This is a genomic window from Streptomyces sp. NPDC088147 (genome assembly GCF_044741565.1).
Taxonomy (GTDB): domain Bacteria; phylum Actinomycetota; class Actinomycetes; order Streptomycetales; family Streptomycetaceae; genus Streptomyces.
In genome coordinates this window covers 246,996-264,299 of the sequence record NZ_JBIUSY010000006.1, presented here as the reverse complement: position 1 = coordinate 264,299, position 17,304 = coordinate 246,996, and the positions used below count along the sequence as shown (strand labels likewise).

Annotated in this window: 18 protein-coding genes; 13 read left to right on the top strand and 5 right to left on the bottom strand. The window is 70.5% G+C overall.

What is annotated here, in order from left to right; translation table 11 throughout:
* Nucleotides 1-16: 16 nt before the first annotated feature.
* On the top strand, nucleotides 17-550 hold the full coding sequence (locus ACIOGX_RS22040; RefSeq protein WP_356508193.1) for a type 1 glutamine amidotransferase domain-containing protein: 534 nt from the start codon (nucleotides 17-19) through the stop codon (nucleotides 548-550).
* 36 nt (nucleotides 551-586) lie between these two features.
* Here ACIOGX_RS22040 and ACIOGX_RS22035 read toward each other — a convergent pair whose 3' ends face one another.
* Nucleotides 587-967, bottom strand: coding sequence for a VOC family protein (locus ACIOGX_RS22035; RefSeq protein WP_129771408.1), 381 nt, complete (start codon nucleotides 965-967; stop codon nucleotides 587-589).
* 153 nt (nucleotides 968-1,120) lie between these two features.
* Here ACIOGX_RS22035 and ACIOGX_RS22030 point away from each other — a divergent pair, with 153 nt between their 5' ends.
* Nucleotides 1,121-1,498, top strand: a complete 378-nt coding sequence (locus tag ACIOGX_RS22030) for a hypothetical protein (RefSeq protein WP_356507753.1) — start codon at nucleotides 1,121-1,123, stop codon at nucleotides 1,496-1,498.
* A 158-nt stretch (nucleotides 1,499-1,656) separates the two neighbouring features.
* Here the strand turns inward: ACIOGX_RS22030 and ACIOGX_RS22025 are convergent, their stop codons facing one another.
* Nucleotides 1,657-2,106, bottom strand: a complete 450-nt coding sequence (locus tag ACIOGX_RS22025; protein WP_356508191.1) for a DUF5709 domain-containing protein — start codon at nucleotides 2,104-2,106, stop codon at nucleotides 1,657-1,659.
* 312 nt (nucleotides 2,107-2,418) lie between these two features.
* Between ACIOGX_RS22025 and ACIOGX_RS22020 the strand changes: the two genes are divergently transcribed.
* The 5 genes from ACIOGX_RS22020 (at nucleotide 2,419) to ACIOGX_RS22000 (ending at nucleotide 10,341) form a co-directional block, all read left to right on the top strand.
* On the top strand, nucleotides 2,419-3,741 hold the full coding sequence (locus ACIOGX_RS22020; protein WP_401915471.1) for an NAD(P)/FAD-dependent oxidoreductase: 1,323 nt from the start codon (nucleotides 2,419-2,421) through the stop codon (nucleotides 3,739-3,741).
* An 82-nt stretch (nucleotides 3,742-3,823) separates the two neighbouring features.
* Entirely contained in the window at nucleotides 3,824-5,674 is a 1,851-nt protein-coding gene (locus ACIOGX_RS22015; protein WP_401915889.1) for a transketolase, read from the top strand.
* A 345-nt stretch (nucleotides 5,675-6,019) separates the two neighbouring features.
* Nucleotides 6,020-6,349 carry a WhiB family transcriptional regulator gene (locus tag ACIOGX_RS22010; protein ID WP_387378378.1) on the top strand — a complete coding sequence of 110 codons (330 nt, stop codon included), beginning with the start codon at nucleotides 6,020-6,022 and terminating at the stop codon, nucleotides 6,347-6,349.
* Nucleotides 6,350-6,489: 140 nt separating this feature from the next.
* Nucleotides 6,490-7,899: an NADP-dependent succinic semialdehyde dehydrogenase gene (locus tag ACIOGX_RS22005; protein WP_356507747.1), complete on the top strand. Its 1,410-nt coding sequence runs from the start codon at nucleotides 6,490-6,492 to the stop codon at nucleotides 7,897-7,899.
* A 36-nt stretch (nucleotides 7,900-7,935) separates the two neighbouring features.
* Complete coding sequence (locus ACIOGX_RS22000) at nucleotides 7,936-10,341, top strand: phosphoketolase (protein ID WP_401915468.1); 2,406 nt, start codon at nucleotides 7,936-7,938, stop codon at nucleotides 10,339-10,341.
* A 51-nt stretch (nucleotides 10,342-10,392) separates the two neighbouring features.
* Here the strand turns inward: ACIOGX_RS22000 and ACIOGX_RS21995 are convergent, their stop codons facing one another.
* On the bottom strand, nucleotides 10,393-10,737 hold the full coding sequence (locus ACIOGX_RS21995; RefSeq protein ID WP_356507743.1) for a tetratricopeptide repeat protein: 345 nt from the start codon (nucleotides 10,735-10,737) through the stop codon (nucleotides 10,393-10,395).
* A 116-nt stretch (nucleotides 10,738-10,853) separates the two neighbouring features.
* On the opposite strand from ACIOGX_RS21995, the gene ACIOGX_RS21990 reads away from it, so the two are divergent.
* The 5 genes from ACIOGX_RS21990 to ACIOGX_RS21970 all read left to right on the top strand — a co-directional run bounded on the left by ACIOGX_RS21990 (nucleotide 10,854) and on the right by ACIOGX_RS21970 (nucleotide 14,814).
* Nucleotides 10,854-11,819: a pirin family protein gene (locus ACIOGX_RS21990; RefSeq protein WP_356507741.1), complete on the top strand. Its 966-nt coding sequence runs from the start codon at nucleotides 10,854-10,856 to the stop codon at nucleotides 11,817-11,819.
* 206 nt (nucleotides 11,820-12,025) lie between these two features.
* The gene (locus ACIOGX_RS21985; RefSeq protein WP_356507739.1) at nucleotides 12,026-12,346 is read left to right on the top strand and encodes a hypothetical protein; all 321 of its coding nucleotides are present in this window, start codon (nucleotides 12,026-12,028) and stop codon (nucleotides 12,344-12,346) included.
* Nucleotides 12,347-12,499: 153 nt separating this feature from the next.
* Nucleotides 12,500-12,958 carry a MarR family winged helix-turn-helix transcriptional regulator gene (locus tag ACIOGX_RS21980; protein WP_401915464.1) on the top strand — a complete coding sequence of 153 codons (459 nt, stop codon included), beginning with the start codon at nucleotides 12,500-12,502 and terminating at the stop codon, nucleotides 12,956-12,958.
* A gap of 18 nt (nucleotides 12,959-12,976) precedes the next feature.
* Nucleotides 12,977-13,978, top strand: coding sequence for an ABC transporter ATP-binding protein (locus tag ACIOGX_RS21975; RefSeq protein WP_401915461.1), 1,002 nt, complete (start codon nucleotides 12,977-12,979; stop codon nucleotides 13,976-13,978).
* On the top strand, nucleotides 13,975-14,814 hold the full coding sequence (locus tag ACIOGX_RS21970; RefSeq protein WP_401915458.1) for an ABC transporter permease: 840 nt from the start codon (nucleotides 13,975-13,977) through the stop codon (nucleotides 14,812-14,814). Before ACIOGX_RS21975 ends, ACIOGX_RS21970 begins: the two co-directional genes overlap by 4 nt.
* 145 nt (nucleotides 14,815-14,959) lie before the next feature.
* Here ACIOGX_RS21970 and ACIOGX_RS21965 read toward each other — a convergent pair whose 3' ends face one another.
* Together ACIOGX_RS21965 and ACIOGX_RS21960 are read right to left on the bottom strand one after the other, a co-directional pair.
* The gene (locus tag ACIOGX_RS21965; protein ID WP_401915455.1) at nucleotides 14,960-15,175 is read right to left on the bottom strand and encodes a ferredoxin; all 216 of its coding nucleotides are present in this window, start codon (nucleotides 15,173-15,175) and stop codon (nucleotides 14,960-14,962) included.
* On the bottom strand, nucleotides 15,172-16,365 hold the full coding sequence (locus ACIOGX_RS21960; protein WP_356507729.1) for a cytochrome P450: 1,194 nt from the start codon (nucleotides 16,363-16,365) through the stop codon (nucleotides 15,172-15,174). Before ACIOGX_RS21960 ends, ACIOGX_RS21965 begins: the two co-directional genes overlap by 4 nt.
* A 183-nt stretch (nucleotides 16,366-16,548) precedes the next feature.
* Here ACIOGX_RS21960 and ACIOGX_RS21955 point away from each other — a divergent pair, with 183 nt between their 5' ends.
* Complete coding sequence (locus tag ACIOGX_RS21955) at nucleotides 16,549-17,223, top strand: helix-turn-helix domain-containing protein (protein ID WP_383967122.1); 675 nt, start codon at nucleotides 16,549-16,551, stop codon at nucleotides 17,221-17,223.
* The last annotated feature ends 81 nt before the right edge of the window (nucleotides 17,224-17,304 follow it).

The window sequence follows — 17,304 nt, the reverse complement described above, 5'->3', positions numbered from 1 at the left end:
GAAGGGCGTGAGCCGTATGCGAGTGGCATTTCTGGTAGCCCCCGAAGGCGTGGAACAGGTCGAGCTGACCGAGCCCTGGAAAGCAGTGAAGGACGCGGGCGGCGAACCCGCGCTGATCTCCACGGAACCGGGACAGGTTCAAGGGTTCAACCATCTCGACCGGGCCGACACCTTCCCCGTCGACCGTACGGTGTCCGCGAGCACCGCCGGTGACTATGACGCGCTGGTACTGCCCGGCGGCGTCGCCAACCCCGACGCGCTGCGGCTGGACGCCGGAGCCGTGGCGTTCGTGAAGGACTTCTTCGAGGCGGGCAAACCCGTCGCGGCGATCTGCCACGCCCCGTGGACGCTGATCGAGGCCGATGTGGTGCGCGGCAGGACACTGACCTCCTGGCCCAGTCTGCGCACCGACCTGCGCAACGCGGGCGCCACCTGGGTCGACGAGCAGGTCAACGTCTGTACCGCGGCACCCGGCACACTGATCACCAGCCGGAAGCCCGAGGATCTCAACGCCTTCTGCTCGGCGTTCCTCAAGGAATTCGACAGCTGAGCGGACAGCCGGGGTCCGGACGGCGGCTCCGGCCGGTCAGGCGCGGACGGCGAGTGTGAAGGAGTGCCCGGCCGGATCCGAGTAGACGCGCACATCGCGCGGGCCACCGTTGTGTTTGGTGTCCAGGGGCCTCGCCCCGAGGCTGATCGCCTCGCGCTCCGCCTCGTCCATCTCGTCCTGCGACACCAGGATCCGCAGATGCGCCTGCTGCGAGCTCTCCGGCCGCGGCCAGCTCGCGGGCGCGTGGCCGTGATCCCTCCGGATCGCCAGCCGCACACCGTGGTGGCCGACGATCTCCACGAAGTCCGGATCGGCGCCGAGACGGGTCTCCGCGCCGAGGAACTCCGAGTAGAACAGGGCCAGCTCCGCGGGTTCGGCACAGTCGAGGACGAGAACGCTGCTCTTGGTGACGGTCATGTGTGTGCGTCTACCCGCTCTTCCCGGCGGCACGCGGCGTACCGGCGGCGGTGCGGGCGCGTCCTGTTGACCGCTTCGGCTCGCACACTCCGGGTACCAGGGGGAGTCTGGAGACGGATCGGTTCGGAGCGGCGACGGAGAGGAAAGATCCACGTGAACAGTGCGGACCAGCCCGCGGCGGACGTTGTGGTGGCGCTCACCGGTGACGAGAAGGAAGACGCGCGCGTGGTGTTCGGCGCGCTCCGTACAGCCTTCGCCTGCGACCGCGCGGCGGACGATGTCCCGCAGGCGGCGGCCAGTGGCCGCCCCACCGTATGGATCGCGACGTTCAATGTGTCCGAGGTACGCGCGGAACCCCGCCCGGCGAGGCTGAGGGCGCCGGTGGCGGTCACCCTCCAGGGCGGCTACACGGCGGTGGACAGTCTCCGGAAGAGCCTGGCCTCCGCCTTCACCGTCCGTATGGTCGGTACGGCCTCCGGCGATCAGGAGGAGGAAGTCCAGCTACGCCTGGAGAACCGCGAGAACCGCTGAGCGCTGTCGGGCCCCACAGAGCCCTGACCGGGGCCCGCCGAGCGTGCTGTCCGGGTCCTGCTCCGCTGTCTCCGCGCTGTCCGGGCTGTCCGGGTCCCGTTCCGGGGCGGGCGTCCCGTGTCGTCCCGGCGGGGCTCACCGCCATCGTCCCGCGAGGCTCACTCCCACTCGTCCGGCTCGGCGACGAGATGTACCGCCGCCTCCTCCGCCGAAGCCGCGGCACCGTCGATCCCGACATCGCGGGCGATCATGTCCTTCTCGGCATCCTCGTGAGCGCCCTCGTCCGGAGCCACCAGCCGGCCGGAGCGCCCGTCGCCCACCTCGTCGTCCAGCCGCTCACCCTCGCCGTACGGCAGGTCCCCGATACCGTCGCCGACGATGGCGCCCTGGTCGGGAATCTCCTCCGCGAGCCGCTGGTCGAGCGTTTCCCCCGCCCGCTGCTCGGCGGCCGTCGTACCGACGTGTTCGACACCGAGCGGGCGTTCCGGAGGCGACCAGCCCTCGTCGAAGGGGTCCGAGCCCCGGTCGAGGAGGGTGTCCTCGTCGTCGAGGATGCCCTCGTCCTCGCCGATGTCGGCGCCGTCGGGCTGGTAGACCTCGTCGCCCATCGCCTCGCCGTAGTCGCCGCTCACGTGACTCTCCTCGCCTCCGTGCGCCCTGCCGTCGTGGACGAGAGCTTTCATGACGCCTCTGCCGTCCCTCGCCTTCCGATGCCTTTCGTCGTGACGTCCTGCAGGCGCTCGGCTCATCCGCTCCGTCCACCTTCCCACCAATCACTGCCGTGTCAAACGGCAGGTGAGGCCCCCTGCGACAGGGTGCGCCGGGGGGCCTGCGCGCGATCCCCGTGTTTGTCACCGCTGTCGTCGGGCACGTGACCAAACGACCCGTACGACCCGAAATGCAACCCTCCGGAGTCGAACGTGAGCCGAGAACGCATAGTCATCGTCGGTGCCGGATTCGCCGGCTACCAGGCGGCCCGTACCCTCTCCCACCGGGTCAGGGGGGCTGCCGAGATCGTGCTGCTGAACCCCACCGACTACTTCCTCTACCTCCCGCTGCTGCCCCAGGTGGCCGCGGGCATTCTGGAGCCACGACGGGTGACGGTCTCCATTCCGGGCACCCTGCCACGGGTACGGCTCGTGCTCGGCGAGGCCGACCACATCGACCTGGAGGCGCGGCGTATCGGTTACACGGGACCTGAGGGCGACCGGGGCGAACTGGGCTACGACCGGCTCGTCCTCGCCGTGGGCAGCGTCAACAAGCTGCTGCCGGTCCCGGGGGTGGCGGAGTACGCGCACGGCTTCCGTGGGCTGCCCGAGGCGCTCTATCTGCGCGACCACGTCACCCGCCAGATAGAACTGGCCGCCGTCACCGGCGACCGGGCGGAGAGCACCGCGCGCGCCACCTTCGTCGTGGTCGGCGCCGGCTACACCGGCACCGAAGTGGCCGCCCAGGGCAAGCTGTTCACCGACGCGCTGGTCCGTAAACAGCCCGCGTGGCGCGGAACGGGCAAGCCCCGCTGGCTGCTCCTCGACATCGCCCCGCGCGTCCTGCCGGAGCTGGACCACAGGCTGTCGGACACCGCGGAGAGGGTGCTGCGCGAACGCGGTGTGGACGTACGGGCCGGTACCTCCGTCAAGGAGGCGCGACCGACCGGGATCACGCTGGACAACGGCGAGTTCATCGAGACCCACACGCTGGTCTGGTGTGTGGGGGTACGGCCCGACCCGCTGGTCACCGATCTCGGACTGCCCGTCGAGCACGGCCGGGTACTGGTGGACCCGGAGCTCAGTGTGCCCGGCCATCCCGAGGTGTTCGCCTGCGGTGACGCCGCCGCCGTACCGGATCTCACCAGGCCGGGCCGGTTCACCCCGATGACGGCTCAGCACGCGGGCAGGCAGGGCAAGGTGGCGGGCCGCAATGTGGCCGCCTCCCTGGGGTACGGGGAGCGGCAGACCTACAAACACAACGACTTGGGATTCGTCGTGGACCTCGGCGGAGTCAAAGCCGCGGCCAACCCGCTCGGAGTGCCGCTGTCGGGACCGCTCGCGGGGGCCGTCACACGCGGCTACCACCTGGCGGCCATGCCGGGGAACCGGGTGCGGGTCGCCGCCGACTGGATGCTCGACGCGGTGCTGCCGCGCCAGTCCGTCCAGCTCGGACTGGTCCGCTCGTGGACGGTGCCGCTCGAATCGTCCTCGCCCGAACTGGCGCGGGTTCCCGGCGCACCCGGTAAGGAGTGACATGAACAGCCAACGCACGAACAGCCGACACCCGGAGGGCGGGCACGCGAAGGGCACGCGCTCGAAGGGCCGGCATCACCAGCTGAACAGCGAACAACTCACCGAGCTGGGACAGCAGTTGCGGGTGGACTCGGTACGGGTCGCCGACGCGGCCGGATCGGGCCATCCCACCTCCTCGATGTCCGCCGCCGATCTCATGGCGGATCTGCTCGCCAACCACCTGCACTACGACTTCGACCGGCCGGACCATCCGGGCAACGACCGGCTGATCTTCTCCAAGGGACATGCCTCGCCGCTGCTGTACTCCATGTACCTGGCGGCAGGCGCGGTGGACGAGAAGGAGTTCCTCACCTATCGCACTCTCGGCAGCAGGCTCGAAGGCCATCCCACCCCGCGACTGCCCTGGGTCGATGTCGCCACCGGATCGCTGGGGCAGGGACTGCCCGTCGGCGTCGGCATGGCGCTCGCCGGCCAGCGGCTCGGCCACACTCCGTACCACGTCTGGGTGTTGTCCGGCGACAGCGAGATGGCCGAGGGCTCCGTATGGGAGGCGATCGAGCACGCCGGGGACCAGCATCTCGACTCGCTGACCCTCATCATCGACGTCAACCGCCTCGGCCAGCGCGGACCCACCCGCCACCAGCGGGATCTGGACGCGTACGGCCGCAGGCTGCGCGCCTTCGACTGGCACACCATCGAGATCGACGGCCATGACCTCGATGCCGTAGACGCCGCCTTCGACGAGGCCCGGTCGACCTTCCGCAAGCCGACCGCGATCATCGCGGGCACCCGGAAGGGCCGTGGCGTCGCCTCCGTCGAGGACCGCGAGGGCATGCACGGCAAGCCGCTGCCCGACGCGGAGAGCGCCATCGAGGAGCTGGGCGGCCGGCGCTCCATCCGGGTGTCGGTGGCGAAGCCCGCCGAGCCCGAGAGCCACCCCCGCGGCGCCGGACGGCGCGCCGCCATCGCGCTGCCGCGATACGACGTCGGCGACTCGGTCGCCACCCGTGACGCCTACGGCAGGGCGCTCGCGGCCCTCGGCACGGCCCGGGAGGACGTCGTCGTCGTGGACGGCGAGGTCAGCGACTCCACCCGCTCGGAATTCTTCGCCAAGGAGCACCCCGAGCGGTTCTTCGAGTGCTACATCGCCGAACAACAGATGATCGCCGCCGCCGTCGGCATGCAGGCACTGGGCCATGTCCCGTACGCGTCGACCTTCGCGGCCTTCCTGACCCGCGCGCACGACTTCCTGCGGATGGCGGCCGTCAGCCGGGCCTCGATCAATGTCGTGGGCTCGCACGCGGGTGTCTCGATCGGCCAGGACGGCCCGTCCCAGATGGGCCTGGAGGACCTGGCGATGTTCCGTGCCATACACGGCAGTACGGTGCTCCACCCCTGCGACGCCAACCAGGCGGCGCGGCTCGTGGCGGCGATGCATGAACTGCCCGGCGTCTGCTACCTGCGTACGCTCCGGGGCGCGACACCGGTCATCTACGGCCCCGACGAGCGGTTCCCTGTCGGCGGCAGCAAGGTGCTGCGCCGCTCCGACGCGGACCGCGTGACACTGATCGGCACCGGAATCACGGTCCATGAGTGTCTCAAGGCGGCGGATCTGCTGGCCGGGGAGGGCTTCCCCGTACGGGTCGTCGACCTGTACTCGGTCAAGCCCGTCGACGAGCACACGCTCCAGACGGCGGCCGACGAGACCGACTGCCTGATCACGGTCGAGGACCACCACCCGGAGGGCGGTATCGGAGACGCGGTGGCCGCGGTGTTCTCGGACGGGCGTCCCGCGCCGAAGCGGCTCGTACGGCTCGCGGTGGGGAACATGCCGGGCTCGGCGACCCCGGCGGAGCAGCTCGGGGCGGCCGGCATCGACGCGGACTCGATCGCGGCGGGGCTGCGGCTGCTGGCGGAACAGACCCTCCGCTGACAGCGGGAGGTCACACACGGCGAAGACCCACGAAGGAACCGGACCACGAAGGAACCGGACCACGGAAGAACCGGACCACGGAAGAACCGGACGTACAGCGAAGAAAGGGAAGACGGCATGAACACCCATCCCGGCCCGCGGCCCGTCCCGGCCGCGACACACCGGCCGACCGAGCGCGAAGGACGGATACGCACCTGCGTTCCGGCGCGGGTCACCCCGCGCGAGCGCCGGGCCAGAGCCGGCCACGAGCGACAGGAGACGGCCGATCAGGAGTGGAACGTAGTGCGTGGAGAGGACTGAATGACTGTGCGGCTGACGACAGCCCGACTGAACAACGGCCCGGACGTGGAAGCGGGCCAGAACGCGGACACCTGGGAGTGGCTGCGGCACGCGGCCTGCACCGGCGTCGACCCGGAACTGTTCTTCCCGGTGGGGGAGACGGGACCGGCCGCCGAGCAGGCTGAGCGCGCCAAGCAGGTGTGCCACAGCTGCCCGGTGGAGAGCCAGTGCCTCGAATGGGCGCTGGCCACCGGCCGCACCTCAGGTGTCTGGGGCGGAACGGACGAGGAGGAGCGCCGGCGGCTGCGGCGCCGCGTCGAGCGGCGCAGGGCCCCGGACGGCCCCCCGGCGCGCCCGCGCGGGTCCGCGGCGCCCGGCCGGCCCCGGCGCCCCTGAGGCGTGCCCACGTGAGCACGTCCATGTGAGCGTGCCCGCGTGATCCCGGCCCACGGCACGAGCGTCCCGTGTTGCGGGGCCGGGCGGACCACGGGAGGGTCGGACTGCCGAATCGAGGCGAACCGAGGAGGAATCGCCCCATGCCCATCGCGACGGTGAATCCCGCCAGCGGAGAGACGCTCAAGACCTTCGACGCGTTGGGAGCCGAGGAGATCGAGAGCAGGATCGCTTCCGCCTCCCATGCCTTCCGGCGGTACCGGCTCACCGGATTCGACGAACGCGCGCGGCTGCTGAACCGGGCCGCCGATCTGCTGGAGCAGGACGCGCCGGAGATCGCCCGGACGATGACCACCGAGATGGGCAAGCCGGTCGTGGCGGCCCGCGCGGAGGCGCTGAAGTGCGCGAAGGCGATGCGCTGGTACGCGGAGCGCGCCGAGGGACTGCTCGCGGACGAGCACCCCTCGGCCGCCGACGTACGGGACGCGGGCGCGGCACGGGCGAGTGTCCACTACCGGCCGCTGGGCGTGGTCCTCGCGGTGATGCCGTGGAACTTCCCCCTCTGGCAGGTCGTACGGTTCGCCGCGCCCGCCCTGATGGCCGGCAACGTGGGGCTGCTCAAGCACGCCTCGAACGTCCCGCAGACCGCCCTGTACCTGGAAGACCTGTTCGCCAGGGCCGGATTCCCGGCCGGCTGCTTCCAGACGCTGCTGGTGGGCTCCAGCGCGATCGAGAACATCCTGCGCGACCCCCGGGTGGCCGCCGTGACGCTCACCGGCAGCGAGCCGGCCGGCCGGTCCGTCGCGGCGATCGCGTCCGACGAGGTCAAGAAGTCGGTCCTGGAGCTGGGCGGCAGCGATCCGTACGTCGTCATGCCCTCGGCGGACATCGAACGGGCGGCGCGTACGGCGGTCACGGCCCGCGTGCAGAACAACGGCCAGTCGTGTATCGCCGCCAAACGCTTCATCGTGCACGAGGACGTCTACGACGGCTTCGCCGAGCGGTTCACGGCCGGCATGCGCGATCTGACGGTCGGCGACCCGATGGACGAGACCACCGACGTGGGGCCGCTCTCCAGCGAGCGGGGCCGCGCCGATCTGGAGCGGCTGGTCGACGACGCGCTGAGCCGGGGCGCGATCGCGCTGTGCGGCGGACAGCGCCCCAAGGAGCACGAACGGGGCTGGTATTACGCGCCCACGGTGCTCGCCGGCATCACCGCCGCCATGCGGATCCACCGCGAGGAGACCTTCGGTCCGGTCGCCACGCTCTACCGGGTCTCCGGGCTGGACGAGGCGGTGGCGCTCGCCAACGACACGCCCTTCGGGCTGAGTTCCAACGTCTGGACGCGTGACGAGGAGGACGTGCGCCGCTTCGTCCGGGACCTGGAGGCGGGCGGGGTCTTCTTCAACGGGATGACGGCCTCGCATCCCGCCCTCCCGTTCGGCGGTGTGAAGCGGTCCGGTTACGGGCGTGAGCTGTCGGCGCACGGCATCAGGGAGTTCTGCGACATCACCACGGTGTGGCACGGCGCGGAGCCCGACGACGGCTCCTGACGCGGGCCGCGCGACCAGCAGGGAGACGAGGCGGGTATGCGCAAGGCGACCACGACCACCGCGGGGGCGTCGGCCGGGCTCACCGAGGCAGAGCTCGCCGCTCTCGACGCCCACTGGCGTGCCGCCAACTATCTGGCCGTCGGCCAGATCTATCTGATGGCCAACCCACTGCTCCAGGAGCCGCTGGCGCCGGAGCACATCAAACCCCGCCTGCTCGGCCACTGGGGGACCTCACCCGGCCTGAACCTGGTGTACACCCATCTGAACCGGGTGATCAAGGCCCGGGATCTCGACGCGCTGTGCGTCTGGGGGCCGGGACACGGCGGCCCCGCCGTACTCGCCAACTCCTGGCTCGACGGCACGTACTCCGAGACCTATCCGGATGTCGGCCGGGACCGGGAGGGGATGGAGCGGCTCTTCCGCCAGTTCTCCTTCCCCGGCGGGGTCCCCAGCCATGTCGCCCCCGAGACACCGGGCTCGATCCACGAGGGCGGTGAGCTGGGCTACTCCCTCGCGCACGCCTACGGAGCCGCGCTGGACAACCCCGAGCTGCTGGTCGCCTGTGTGATCGGTGACGGAGAGGCGGAGACGGGGCCGCTGGCCGCGTCCTGGCACGCGAACAAGTTCCTCGACCCGGTGCACGACGGCGCGGTGCTGCCGATCCTGCATCTCAACGGGTACAAGATCGCCAACCCGACCGTGCTCGCCCGGGTGCCGGAGAGCGAACTCGACTCCCTGCTGCGCGGCTACGGCCATGAGCCCCTCCATGTCACGGGCGACGATCCCCTGACCGTCCACCGCGCCATGGCCGCGACGATGGACCGCGCCCTGGACCGCATCGCCCAGATCCAGCGGGACGCCCGCGAGGGCCGGACCACCGACCGGCCGGACTGGCCGGTGATCGTGCTGCGTACGCCCAAGGGCTGGACCGGCCCCCGAGAGGTCGACGGACTGCCCGTCGAGGGGACCTGGCGCGCGCATCAGGTCCCGCTGAGCGGCGTACGGGACAACCCCGACCATCTGCGCATGCTCCAGGCGTGGCTCCGCTCCTACCGTCCCGAGGAACTGTTCGACGCGACGGGCACGCCCCAGCCCCCCGTACTCGACTGCGTACCGGCGGGAACGCGCAGGCTGGGCGCCAATCCGCACGCCAACGGCGGCCTGCTGCTGCGGGATCTGCCGGTCCCGCGGCTGGAGCGGCACGCGGTCCACGTGGACAGGCCCGGCACGACCCTGCACGAACCCACCCGGGTGCTCGGCTCGTTGCTGGAATCCGTCATGGAAGCCACCTCGGGACGGCGCGACTTCCGCGTCTTCGGCGCCGACGAGACGGCGTCCAACCGGCTGGACGCGCTCTACGAGGCCACGGCCAAGGCCTGGCAGGCCGCGACGCTCGACACGGACGAACATCTCGCGCCCGACGGCCGGGTGATGGAAGTGCTCTCCGAGCATCTGTGCCAGGGATGGCTGGAGGGCTATCTCCTCACCGGCCGGCACGGTCTCTTCTCCAGCTACGAGGCGTTCGCCCATATCGTCGACTCCATGGTCAACCAGCACATCAAGTGGCTGAGAACCTCGCGGCGGCTGCACTGGCGCCGCCCCATCGCCTCCCTCAACTACCTGCTGACATCACACGTCTGGCGCCAGGACCACAACGGCTTCTCCCACCAGGACCCCGGCTTCGTCGACCACATCCTGAACAAGAGCCCCGAGGTCGTCCGGGTCTATCTGCCGCCGGACGCCAACACCCTGCTCTCCGTGGCCGACCATGTGCTGCGCAGCCGTGACTACGTCAATGTGATCGTCGCCGGGAAGCAGCCGAGCTTCGACTGGCTGACGCTCGACGAGGCCCGCGCCCACTGCGCCCGGGGCGCGGGGGTCTGGCAGTGGGCCGGTACGGAGAGCGCCTCCAAGACCAGCCACCGCGAGCCGGACGCCGTCCTGGCCTGCGCGGGGGACGTCCCCACCCAGGAGACGCTGGCCGCCGCCGACCTGCTGCGACGGTATCTGCCCGAACTGGTCGTGCGTGTGATCAACGTCGTCGACATGGCGCGGCTGCTGACCCATGACGAACACCCGCACGGGATGACCGACTCCGAGTACGACGCCCTGTTCACCGTCGACAAGCCGGTGATCTTCGCGTACCACGGCTATCCCTGGCTGATCCACCGGCTCACCTACCGCCGCCGGGGGCACGAGAACCTCCATGTCCGCGGCTACAAGGAGGAGGGGACGACCACGACCCCGTTCGACATGGTCGTCCGCAACGACCTCGACCGGTACCGGCTGGTCATGGACGTGATCGACCGGGTGCCGGGTCTGGGGGTACGGGCGGTCGCCGTACGTCAGGCGATGGCGGACGTACGCACCCGCCACCACACCTGGATCCGCGAGCACGGCACGGACCTGCCCGAGGTCGCGGACTGGACCTGGACGGGCTAGAACACGCCCGTCCAGGTCCCGCGGCTCACGGCCTCGCCGCGCGTACGGGGCTCACGGCGTGAACTCGCCGTTCAGCGCCGCGGCCATGCGCAGCTGCGGCGCGGCCTCCTCGGCCCTGCCCTGCCGCTCCAGCGTGCGGCCCAGCATCAGCCGGGCGTAGTGCTCCACCGGGTCGCGCTCCAGGACGGCGCGCAGCTCGGCCTCGGCCTTCGCCAGCCGCGCCGAGTGGTAGTAGGCGCGGGCCAGCAGCAGCCGCGGGGCGACCTGCTCCGGGACCTCGTCCACCAGCCCGGTGAGAATGCGGGCGGCCGTGCCGTACTCCTTGGCGTCGAAGAACAGCTGCGCGCGGTCCCAGCGCTCTGCGGCCGTTCCGTACTCGTAGTACGTGGTCTCCACGTGCCCCTCCTTCATCGTCTTCGTACCCCCTGAACACCGTAAGATGGTTGAACATTCCACTATCGATTTCGTGTGGGTACTGCCCGTCCGGGCACCACGGGAATAGGTTGTCCGCCATGAGCAATCTTGATCGTCAGGCATCCGTCGCCGTCTGCGGCGGTCGCGGCTTCGTCGTCGCCGAACCGGTTCGTGAGTTGCTGAGCCCGCGCCGGGTCCAGCTGGGGGAGTCCACCGAGGTCCGCAGGCTGCTGCCCAACCTGGGCCGCCGCATGGTGGGCGCCTGGGCCTTCGTCGATCATTACGGGCCCGACGACATCGCCGACGAGCCTGGCATGCAGGTACCGCCCCACCCGCACATGGGCCTCCAGACCGTCAGCTGGCTGCACGACGGCGAGGTGCTGCACCGCGACAGTCTGGGCAGCCTTGAGACGGTACGCCCGCGCGAACTGGGCCTGATGACCTCCGGCCGGGCGATCTCCCACTCCGAGGAGAGCCCGCGCTCGCACGCGCGCTTCCTGCACGGTGCCCAGCTCTGGGTGGCGCTCCCGGACGCCCACCGGGAGGTCAGCCCGCACTTCCAGCACCACACCGACCTGCCGGTCGTCACCGCCCCCGGCCTGAGCGCCACCGTCATCCTCGGCGCCCTGGACGGCGCCGTCTCGCCCGGCACCACCTACAGCCCGCTCGTCGGCGCCGACCTGTCCCTCGCCCACGGCGCGGAGACCCGGCTACCGCTCGACCCGGACTTCGAATACGCCGTACTGGCCATGTCGGGCGAGGCCGAGGTCGACGGCGTACCCGTACTGCCCGGCTCCATGCTCTACCTCGGCTGCGGCCGCACGGAACTCCCCCTGCGCGCCGAATCCGACGCAGGTCTGATGCTCCTCGGCGGCGAGCCCTTCGAGGAGGAGATCGTCATGTGGTGGAACTTCATCGGGCGTTCGCACGAGGAGATCGAGGAGGCGCGGCGAGCCTGGATGGAGAGCACCCGCTTCGGTGAGGTGACGGGCTACGCCGGCGACCGGCTGCCCGCCCCCGAACTCCCCCCGGTGGCCCTGAAACCGCGCGGCCGGGTGCGCTGATCAGGGGTCATCGAGCTCGCTGCCGCCCCGTGGTGTGACGTCGCGGATCATGCAGGCGTACCGGACGGGGCGGGAAGCCGTGGGCGGGTACGCGACCGCTCCCAGTAGTCACTTGAGGCTCATCGGTTTCCTCGTTGGCGCAACCAACATCGATGCCCCACCGTCTGAGTCCATGACGGACGGCTGTCGATCACCCGGGAGGGCACGTGGCGAAGAAGGACGGGACCGTGGGCGCGGCGAAGGAAGAGGACCGCGAGAAGTGGATGGCGCGATTCCAGGTGCGACTGGCCATGCAGCCGGGCGTGGACCGGGCCGTGGTGCTCCAGGCGGTGAAGGATGTCACGGCGCACTGCGCGGAGACGGGAGAGCACCCGCGGGCTGCTTTCGGCTCCCCGGACGCCTATGCCGTGCAGGCCGCCGAGCGGCTGGTGCCGGCCGACCGGGCGGCGCGCGAGAAGCGGCGCGACGGAGCGGTGGACGCCGTCGGCTCCGTGCTGAAGAGGGTCAGGGACGTCACGGGTATGTGACCGGTTGAAGCGACCTCCGTCATGGCCCGGCGCATGGGTTCTGACGCGGCTTTCCGCTGTCTTCCATCCGTCGGGGCCATGGGCGGGCTCAGGCGAAACGACTCCTTGACTGCTCAAGCATGATGATATGCTTGAGCAGTCAAGGAGGTGGCAATGAGTGATGCGCTGGATGTGTCGCTGCGTCTCGTACGGGCCCAGGTGTCCCTGGTGAAGCGGTTCGACGCGAGCCTGTCGGGGCTGCACGGCGTGAGCCTGGCCGACTTCACGATGCTGCTGCGCCTGGGGGAGGCGCCCGGCGGCCGGATGCGCCGGGTGGACCTGGCCGAGAAGCTGGGGCTGACCGCCTCCGGGGTGACCCGGGGACTGGCTCCGCTGGAGCGGATCGGGCTGGTCATGCGCGAGACGGATGCGCGCGACGGACGTGTGGCCTATGCCGCACTGACCGACACCGGACGCGAACGCCTGACGGACATGCTCGTCACCGCCGAGCAGATCGCCGCCGAGATCTTCGCCGCCCCGCTGTGGAGCAAGGAGGACGTCGGCCATTTGTCCGTCCTGCTGACCCGCCTCGGTGGCACCGGGCTCCCCGGCCACGGAACCCCGCTCCCGTAACTCCGTTGGAGCTCACCCATGAAAACCGCCCCCGCCATCCCCCAACGACCCGTCACCCCGGCCGGCACCGCGACAGCCATCCGCACGGAGGGCCTGCGCAAGGTCTATCCGCGAGGGCGGGACGGCCTCGTCGCCCTCGAAAGCCTTGATCTCACGGTCGGCCAGGGCGAGTTCTTCGGCCTGCTCGGCCCCAACGGTGCGGGCAAGTCCACCACGATCGGCATGCTCACCACCCTGGTCACGCCCACCGCCGGAAGCGCGTGGGTCGCGGGTCACGAGGTCGGCGCCGACCCGGTGGGCGTGAAATCCCGCATCGGCGTCGTCTCCCAGGCCAACACCCTGGACCGCGCGCTCACCGTGCTGGACAACCTCACCTTCCGCGGACGCTACTTCGGGATGTCCGCACCGGCTGCCCGTCGTAGGGCGCTGGAACTCCTGGATCAGTTCGCTCTCGCCGACAAGGCCGGTGCGAAGACGCATCAGCTCTCCGGGGGCCAGGCCCGCCGGGTCATGATCGGCCGGGCCCTGATGCACCTGCCCGAGGTGCTCTTCCTGGACGAGCCGACCGCCGGCGTCGACCCCCAGGCGCGCGAGGACCTCTGGCGGATCATCGGGAGTCTCCACGAGGGCGGCCAGACCGTGGTGCTGACCACGCACCACCTCGACGAGGCCGAGGCCCTGTGCCGGCGCCTCGCCGTCATCGACCACGGGCGTCTCCTCGTCTGCGACACCCCCGAGGCGATCAAGGCGACCAGCGGCGCGCGGACCGTCATCACGGTCCGCTTCGACGCCGATGCCGGCCCTGTCGCAGACGCGGTACGCCGGATACCCGGCCGCCCGCACGACATCGACGTCGACGGGCCGAGCCTACGGGTGCGCACCACGCGCCCCGACGGCCTACTGGGGCACCTGTTGCGCGAAGGAGGCGCCGCGGGTCTGACGGTCCGCGATGCCGCCACCACACCCCCCAGCCTCCAGACGGCCTTCCTCACCCTGACCGGACGTGACTACCAGCCATGACCACCTCGGCCCTCACCGCGACCGTCCCCCGCCCGCGGTCGTCCCGCCGGACGGCCTGGCGCGCCTACCGGGCGCTGACCGCTCGCGACCTGCACGTCCTCGGCCGTAACCTTCCGGTCCTGCTCCTCCAGGTGGGTCTTCAGCCGCTGCTCTTCGCCTTCGCCTTCGCGTATGTGATGCCCAGCATCGGCAGTGGACTCGGCGGAGCGACGTCGTTCTCCACGATCCTGCTGCCCGGTCTGATAGCCAGCACCCTGACGTTGCAGAGCATCATGTCCGTCACCGGGCCGCTGGCCGCCGAACTCGGTCCCGGCCGCGAGATCACCGACCGCGCTCTGGCCCCGCTGCCCGTCTGGGCTCTGGGCCTCCAGAAGATCACCTCATCGGCGATCTTCGGTCTGGTCTCGTCCCTCGTGGTCGTCCCGATCGTGTGGCTCGTGCACGCCCCGGGCGCGGCCCCCCAGGCCCAGGTCGGCAACTGGCCTCTGCTCGTCGTCACCCTGGTCCTCAGCGCGCTGCTCGCGTCCACGCTCGGGCTGCTGCTCGGTACGGCGATCGACGCATCCGCCTTCGGGGCGTTGCTGGGCCTGCTCCTGGCCGCGGCCACGATGCTGGGCTGCGTCTACTACCCGTGGACCGCGCTGGACTCGATCGGCTGGGTCCAGGTCCTCACACTCGTCAACCCGCTCGTCTACATGAGCGAGGGCCTGCGTGCGAACCTGACGCCCACCACCGGTCACATGCCGACCTGGGCCTATCTCACCGCCCTCATCCTCGGTACGGCTGCCCTCGGCTACCTCGCCCTGCGCCGCTTCACCCGGCGGGTCCGGACCTGAGGGCACTCTGCCGCAGTGCGTACCAGTTCGGTCGCCGGTTCGATCGCCATGCCCGCCCCGCCGTCCAGGCCGCTTGCCTGCTTACCGATGGGCGAGGGTGCGCTGCCGTCGCCGCGCGCCGTGGGTCAGTGGATCACCGGGCGGATCAGACCGGGTCCGGCTCGTGAAGGGCGATCGCCGCGGAGGGACAGACGCCTGCGGCCATCCGTGCGGCCGCACGGTGGGCGGCATGCGGCTCGGCACGCAGCAGGAGCACAAGGCCGTCGTCCGGATCCTGGCCGAAGACGTCGGGGGCGGTCATGGCGCACATGCCGGCGCCGATGCAGCGCTCACGGTCGACGCTCAGGTACGGCGCGCTCATTTCTTGTCCCACGTGACCGGGAGGCGCTTCACTCCGAAGATGTCCGCGGTCTCCGGGCGCAGACCGACCTCCGCGGCCGGCACGGCCAGGCGCAGGGTGGGGAAGCGGTCGACCAGCGCACGGAACGCGACCCGCATCTCGACGCGGGCCAGCTGCTGCCCCAGGCACTGGTGGATGCCGTGGCTGAAGGCCAGGTGTCCGGCGGCCTGCCTGCGGAGGTCGAGCGTCTGGGGGTCGGTGAAGCGATGGGGGTCGCGGTTGGCGGCGTTGTACGAGAGGACGACCGTCGTGCCGGCCTTGACGATCTGGCCGCCCAGCTCGACGTCCTCCAGCGCCGTCCTGTGGAACGTCTTGGCGACGCTCAGATACCGCAGCAGTTCCTCCACGGCCCCGTCGGTGAGTGCGGGATCGCCGCGCAGTGCCGCGAGTTGCTCCGGGTTCTGGAGCAGCGCGAAGGTACCGAGGGACAGCATGTTCGCGGTGGTGTCGAATCCGGCCGCCAGGAGGATGAGGCTGATGCCTTTCAGCTCCTCGTCGGTCAGATCGCTGTCGGTGAGTTCACTGAGAATGTCGTCGGTGGGCTTGGCCCGCTTCGCGGCCACCAGTTGTGCGAGGTACTCCTGGGTCGCGGTGTAGGCCGCGATCAGCTCCTCGTCGCTGACCTCCCCGCCCATGAACGCGTCGATCTGCTCCTGGAAGGAAGCCCGGTCCTCGTACGGCACACCCAGGATCTCGCAGATCACGATGGTGGGGATGGGCTTGGCGAACGCGGTCACCAGGTCCGTCGGCGGCCCGGCCTCCTCCATGGCGTCCAGGCAGCCCGCGGTGATCTGCTCGATCCGCTCGGTGAGCATCCGCATCCGCCGCACGGTGAACTTGCCCACCAGCGGCTTCCGGTAGCGGCCGTGCTCCGGCTCGTCCATGAGGAGGAACTCGCCGGGCGGCGCCGGAGGAAGCTCGAAGTCGACGACGTTCATGAGCTCCTTGCGCGAGCTGAACCGGGGGTCGGCCAGGACGGACCGCACCATCTCGTATCCGGTGATCACCCAGCCCGGTTTTCCGCCGGGGTGGGTGTAGCTGCTGATGGGCCCGTGCCGAAGGGCATCGAGCAGCTCGGCCGGCGGGTCGAAGGGGCAGCCGCTCCCACGCTCCCCCGGAAGAGCCGTGACGGTGTGTACGGACTCGCTCATGACGACTCTTCCCCGTTTCGCGATATGACGTGTTTAGCAGGGCTCGAACGCTACGTCGCCTTCACGGTGCCGTCAATTATGTGAATCCATAACACCAGCTGAGAAGCGGTAAATTGGCGCAATGATTGCAGCCGAATGCAACGGCGCGTTGCAATGATTGGAAGCGAAGGCAATACTGGCGGCATGCCAGGAGGACGGTTGACCCAGCAGGAACGCCAGCGCATCGCGGCCGGACTCGCCGACGGCCTCTCCTACGCCGAGATCGCCCGCCGGCTGGAACGTCCGACCTCGACGATCAGCCGGGAGGTGGCGCGCAACGGCGGCCCCGGCGGCTACCGGCCCCAGCTGGCGCACAAGGCGACGGCTCAGCGGGCGCGGCGTGGCACACCGGCACACTCCCACGCGGACCGACTGCCGGGCGGCACCGCGGAGGACGAGATCATCGAACTGGCGGTCAGGTCGGGGATGCCGAGGATGATGGCACGTGTGCACGTCGACCTGTTGCTGTCCGAGGACGGAAGGCGCACCGCGGCCGAGCTCGTCCGCAGGCTGAAGGTCAGCCCCGCCTCCGTCTCCGTGGCCGTGAACTCCCTGGTCCAGTACGGATATGTGCGGCGTGAGCGCGATCCGCGGCGGCGGCGCGACATCTATGTCGTCGACGACGAAGCCTGGTACCACTCGGTCGCGATCAGCGCGCGGCAGACACTTGAGTCGGCGCGGGCGGCGATGGCGGCAGCCGAGACGCTCGGACCCGACTCGTCGGTGGGTCAGCGGCTTCTCAGGGCGGGTACGTTCCTGGAACGGGTCGTCGAGGATATGAAGGAATCGGCCGACCGCTGGCGCACCCTCCTGAGGTGAAGGGTCCCTGACCCCCTCGCCACCCCACCTGCCCCCTCGCCACCCCACCTGCCGCCTGTCCGCGCGCCTGGCGGCGGCACT

Bases quoted from the DNA above. Each gene is read 5' to 3' on its own strand.
- ACIOGX_RS22040 (WP_356508193.1), top strand. From the start codon at position 17: ATGCGAGTGGCATTTCTGGTAGCCCCCGAAGGCGTGGAACAGGTCGAG.
- ACIOGX_RS22035 (WP_129771408.1), bottom strand. From the start codon at position 967: ATGACCGTCACCAAGAGCAGCGTTCTCGTCCTCGACTGTGCCGAACCC.
- ACIOGX_RS22025 (WP_356508191.1), bottom strand. From the start codon at position 2,106: ATGGGCGACGAGGTCTACCAGCCCGACGGCGCCGACATCGGCGAGGAC.
- ACIOGX_RS22005 (WP_356507747.1), top strand. From the start codon at position 6,490: ATGCCCATCGCGACGGTGAATCCCGCCAGCGGAGAGACGCTCAAGACC.
- ACIOGX_RS22000 (WP_401915468.1), top strand. From the start codon at position 7,936: ATGCGCAAGGCGACCACGACCACCGCGGGGGCGTCGGCCGGGCTCACC.
- ACIOGX_RS21990 (WP_356507741.1), top strand. From the start codon at position 10,854: ATGAGCAATCTTGATCGTCAGGCATCCGTCGCCGTCTGCGGCGGTCGC.
- ACIOGX_RS21980 (WP_401915464.1), top strand. From the start codon at position 12,500: ATGAGTGATGCGCTGGATGTGTCGCTGCGTCTCGTACGGGCCCAGGTG.
- ACIOGX_RS21975 (WP_401915461.1), top strand. From the start codon at position 12,977: ATGAAAACCGCCCCCGCCATCCCCCAACGACCCGTCACCCCGGCCGGC.
- ACIOGX_RS21970 (WP_401915458.1), top strand. From the start codon at position 13,975: ATGACCACCTCGGCCCTCACCGCGACCGTCCCCCGCCCGCGGTCGTCC.
- ACIOGX_RS21965 (WP_401915455.1), bottom strand. From the start codon at position 15,175: ATGAGCGCGCCGTACCTGAGCGTCGACCGTGAGCGCTGCATCGGCGCC.
- ACIOGX_RS21960 (WP_356507729.1), bottom strand. From the start codon at position 16,365: ATGAGCGAGTCCGTACACACCGTCACGGCTCTTCCGGGGGAGCGTGGG.
- ACIOGX_RS21955 (WP_383967122.1), top strand. From the start codon at position 16,549: ATGCCAGGAGGACGGTTGACCCAGCAGGAACGCCAGCGCATCGCGGCC.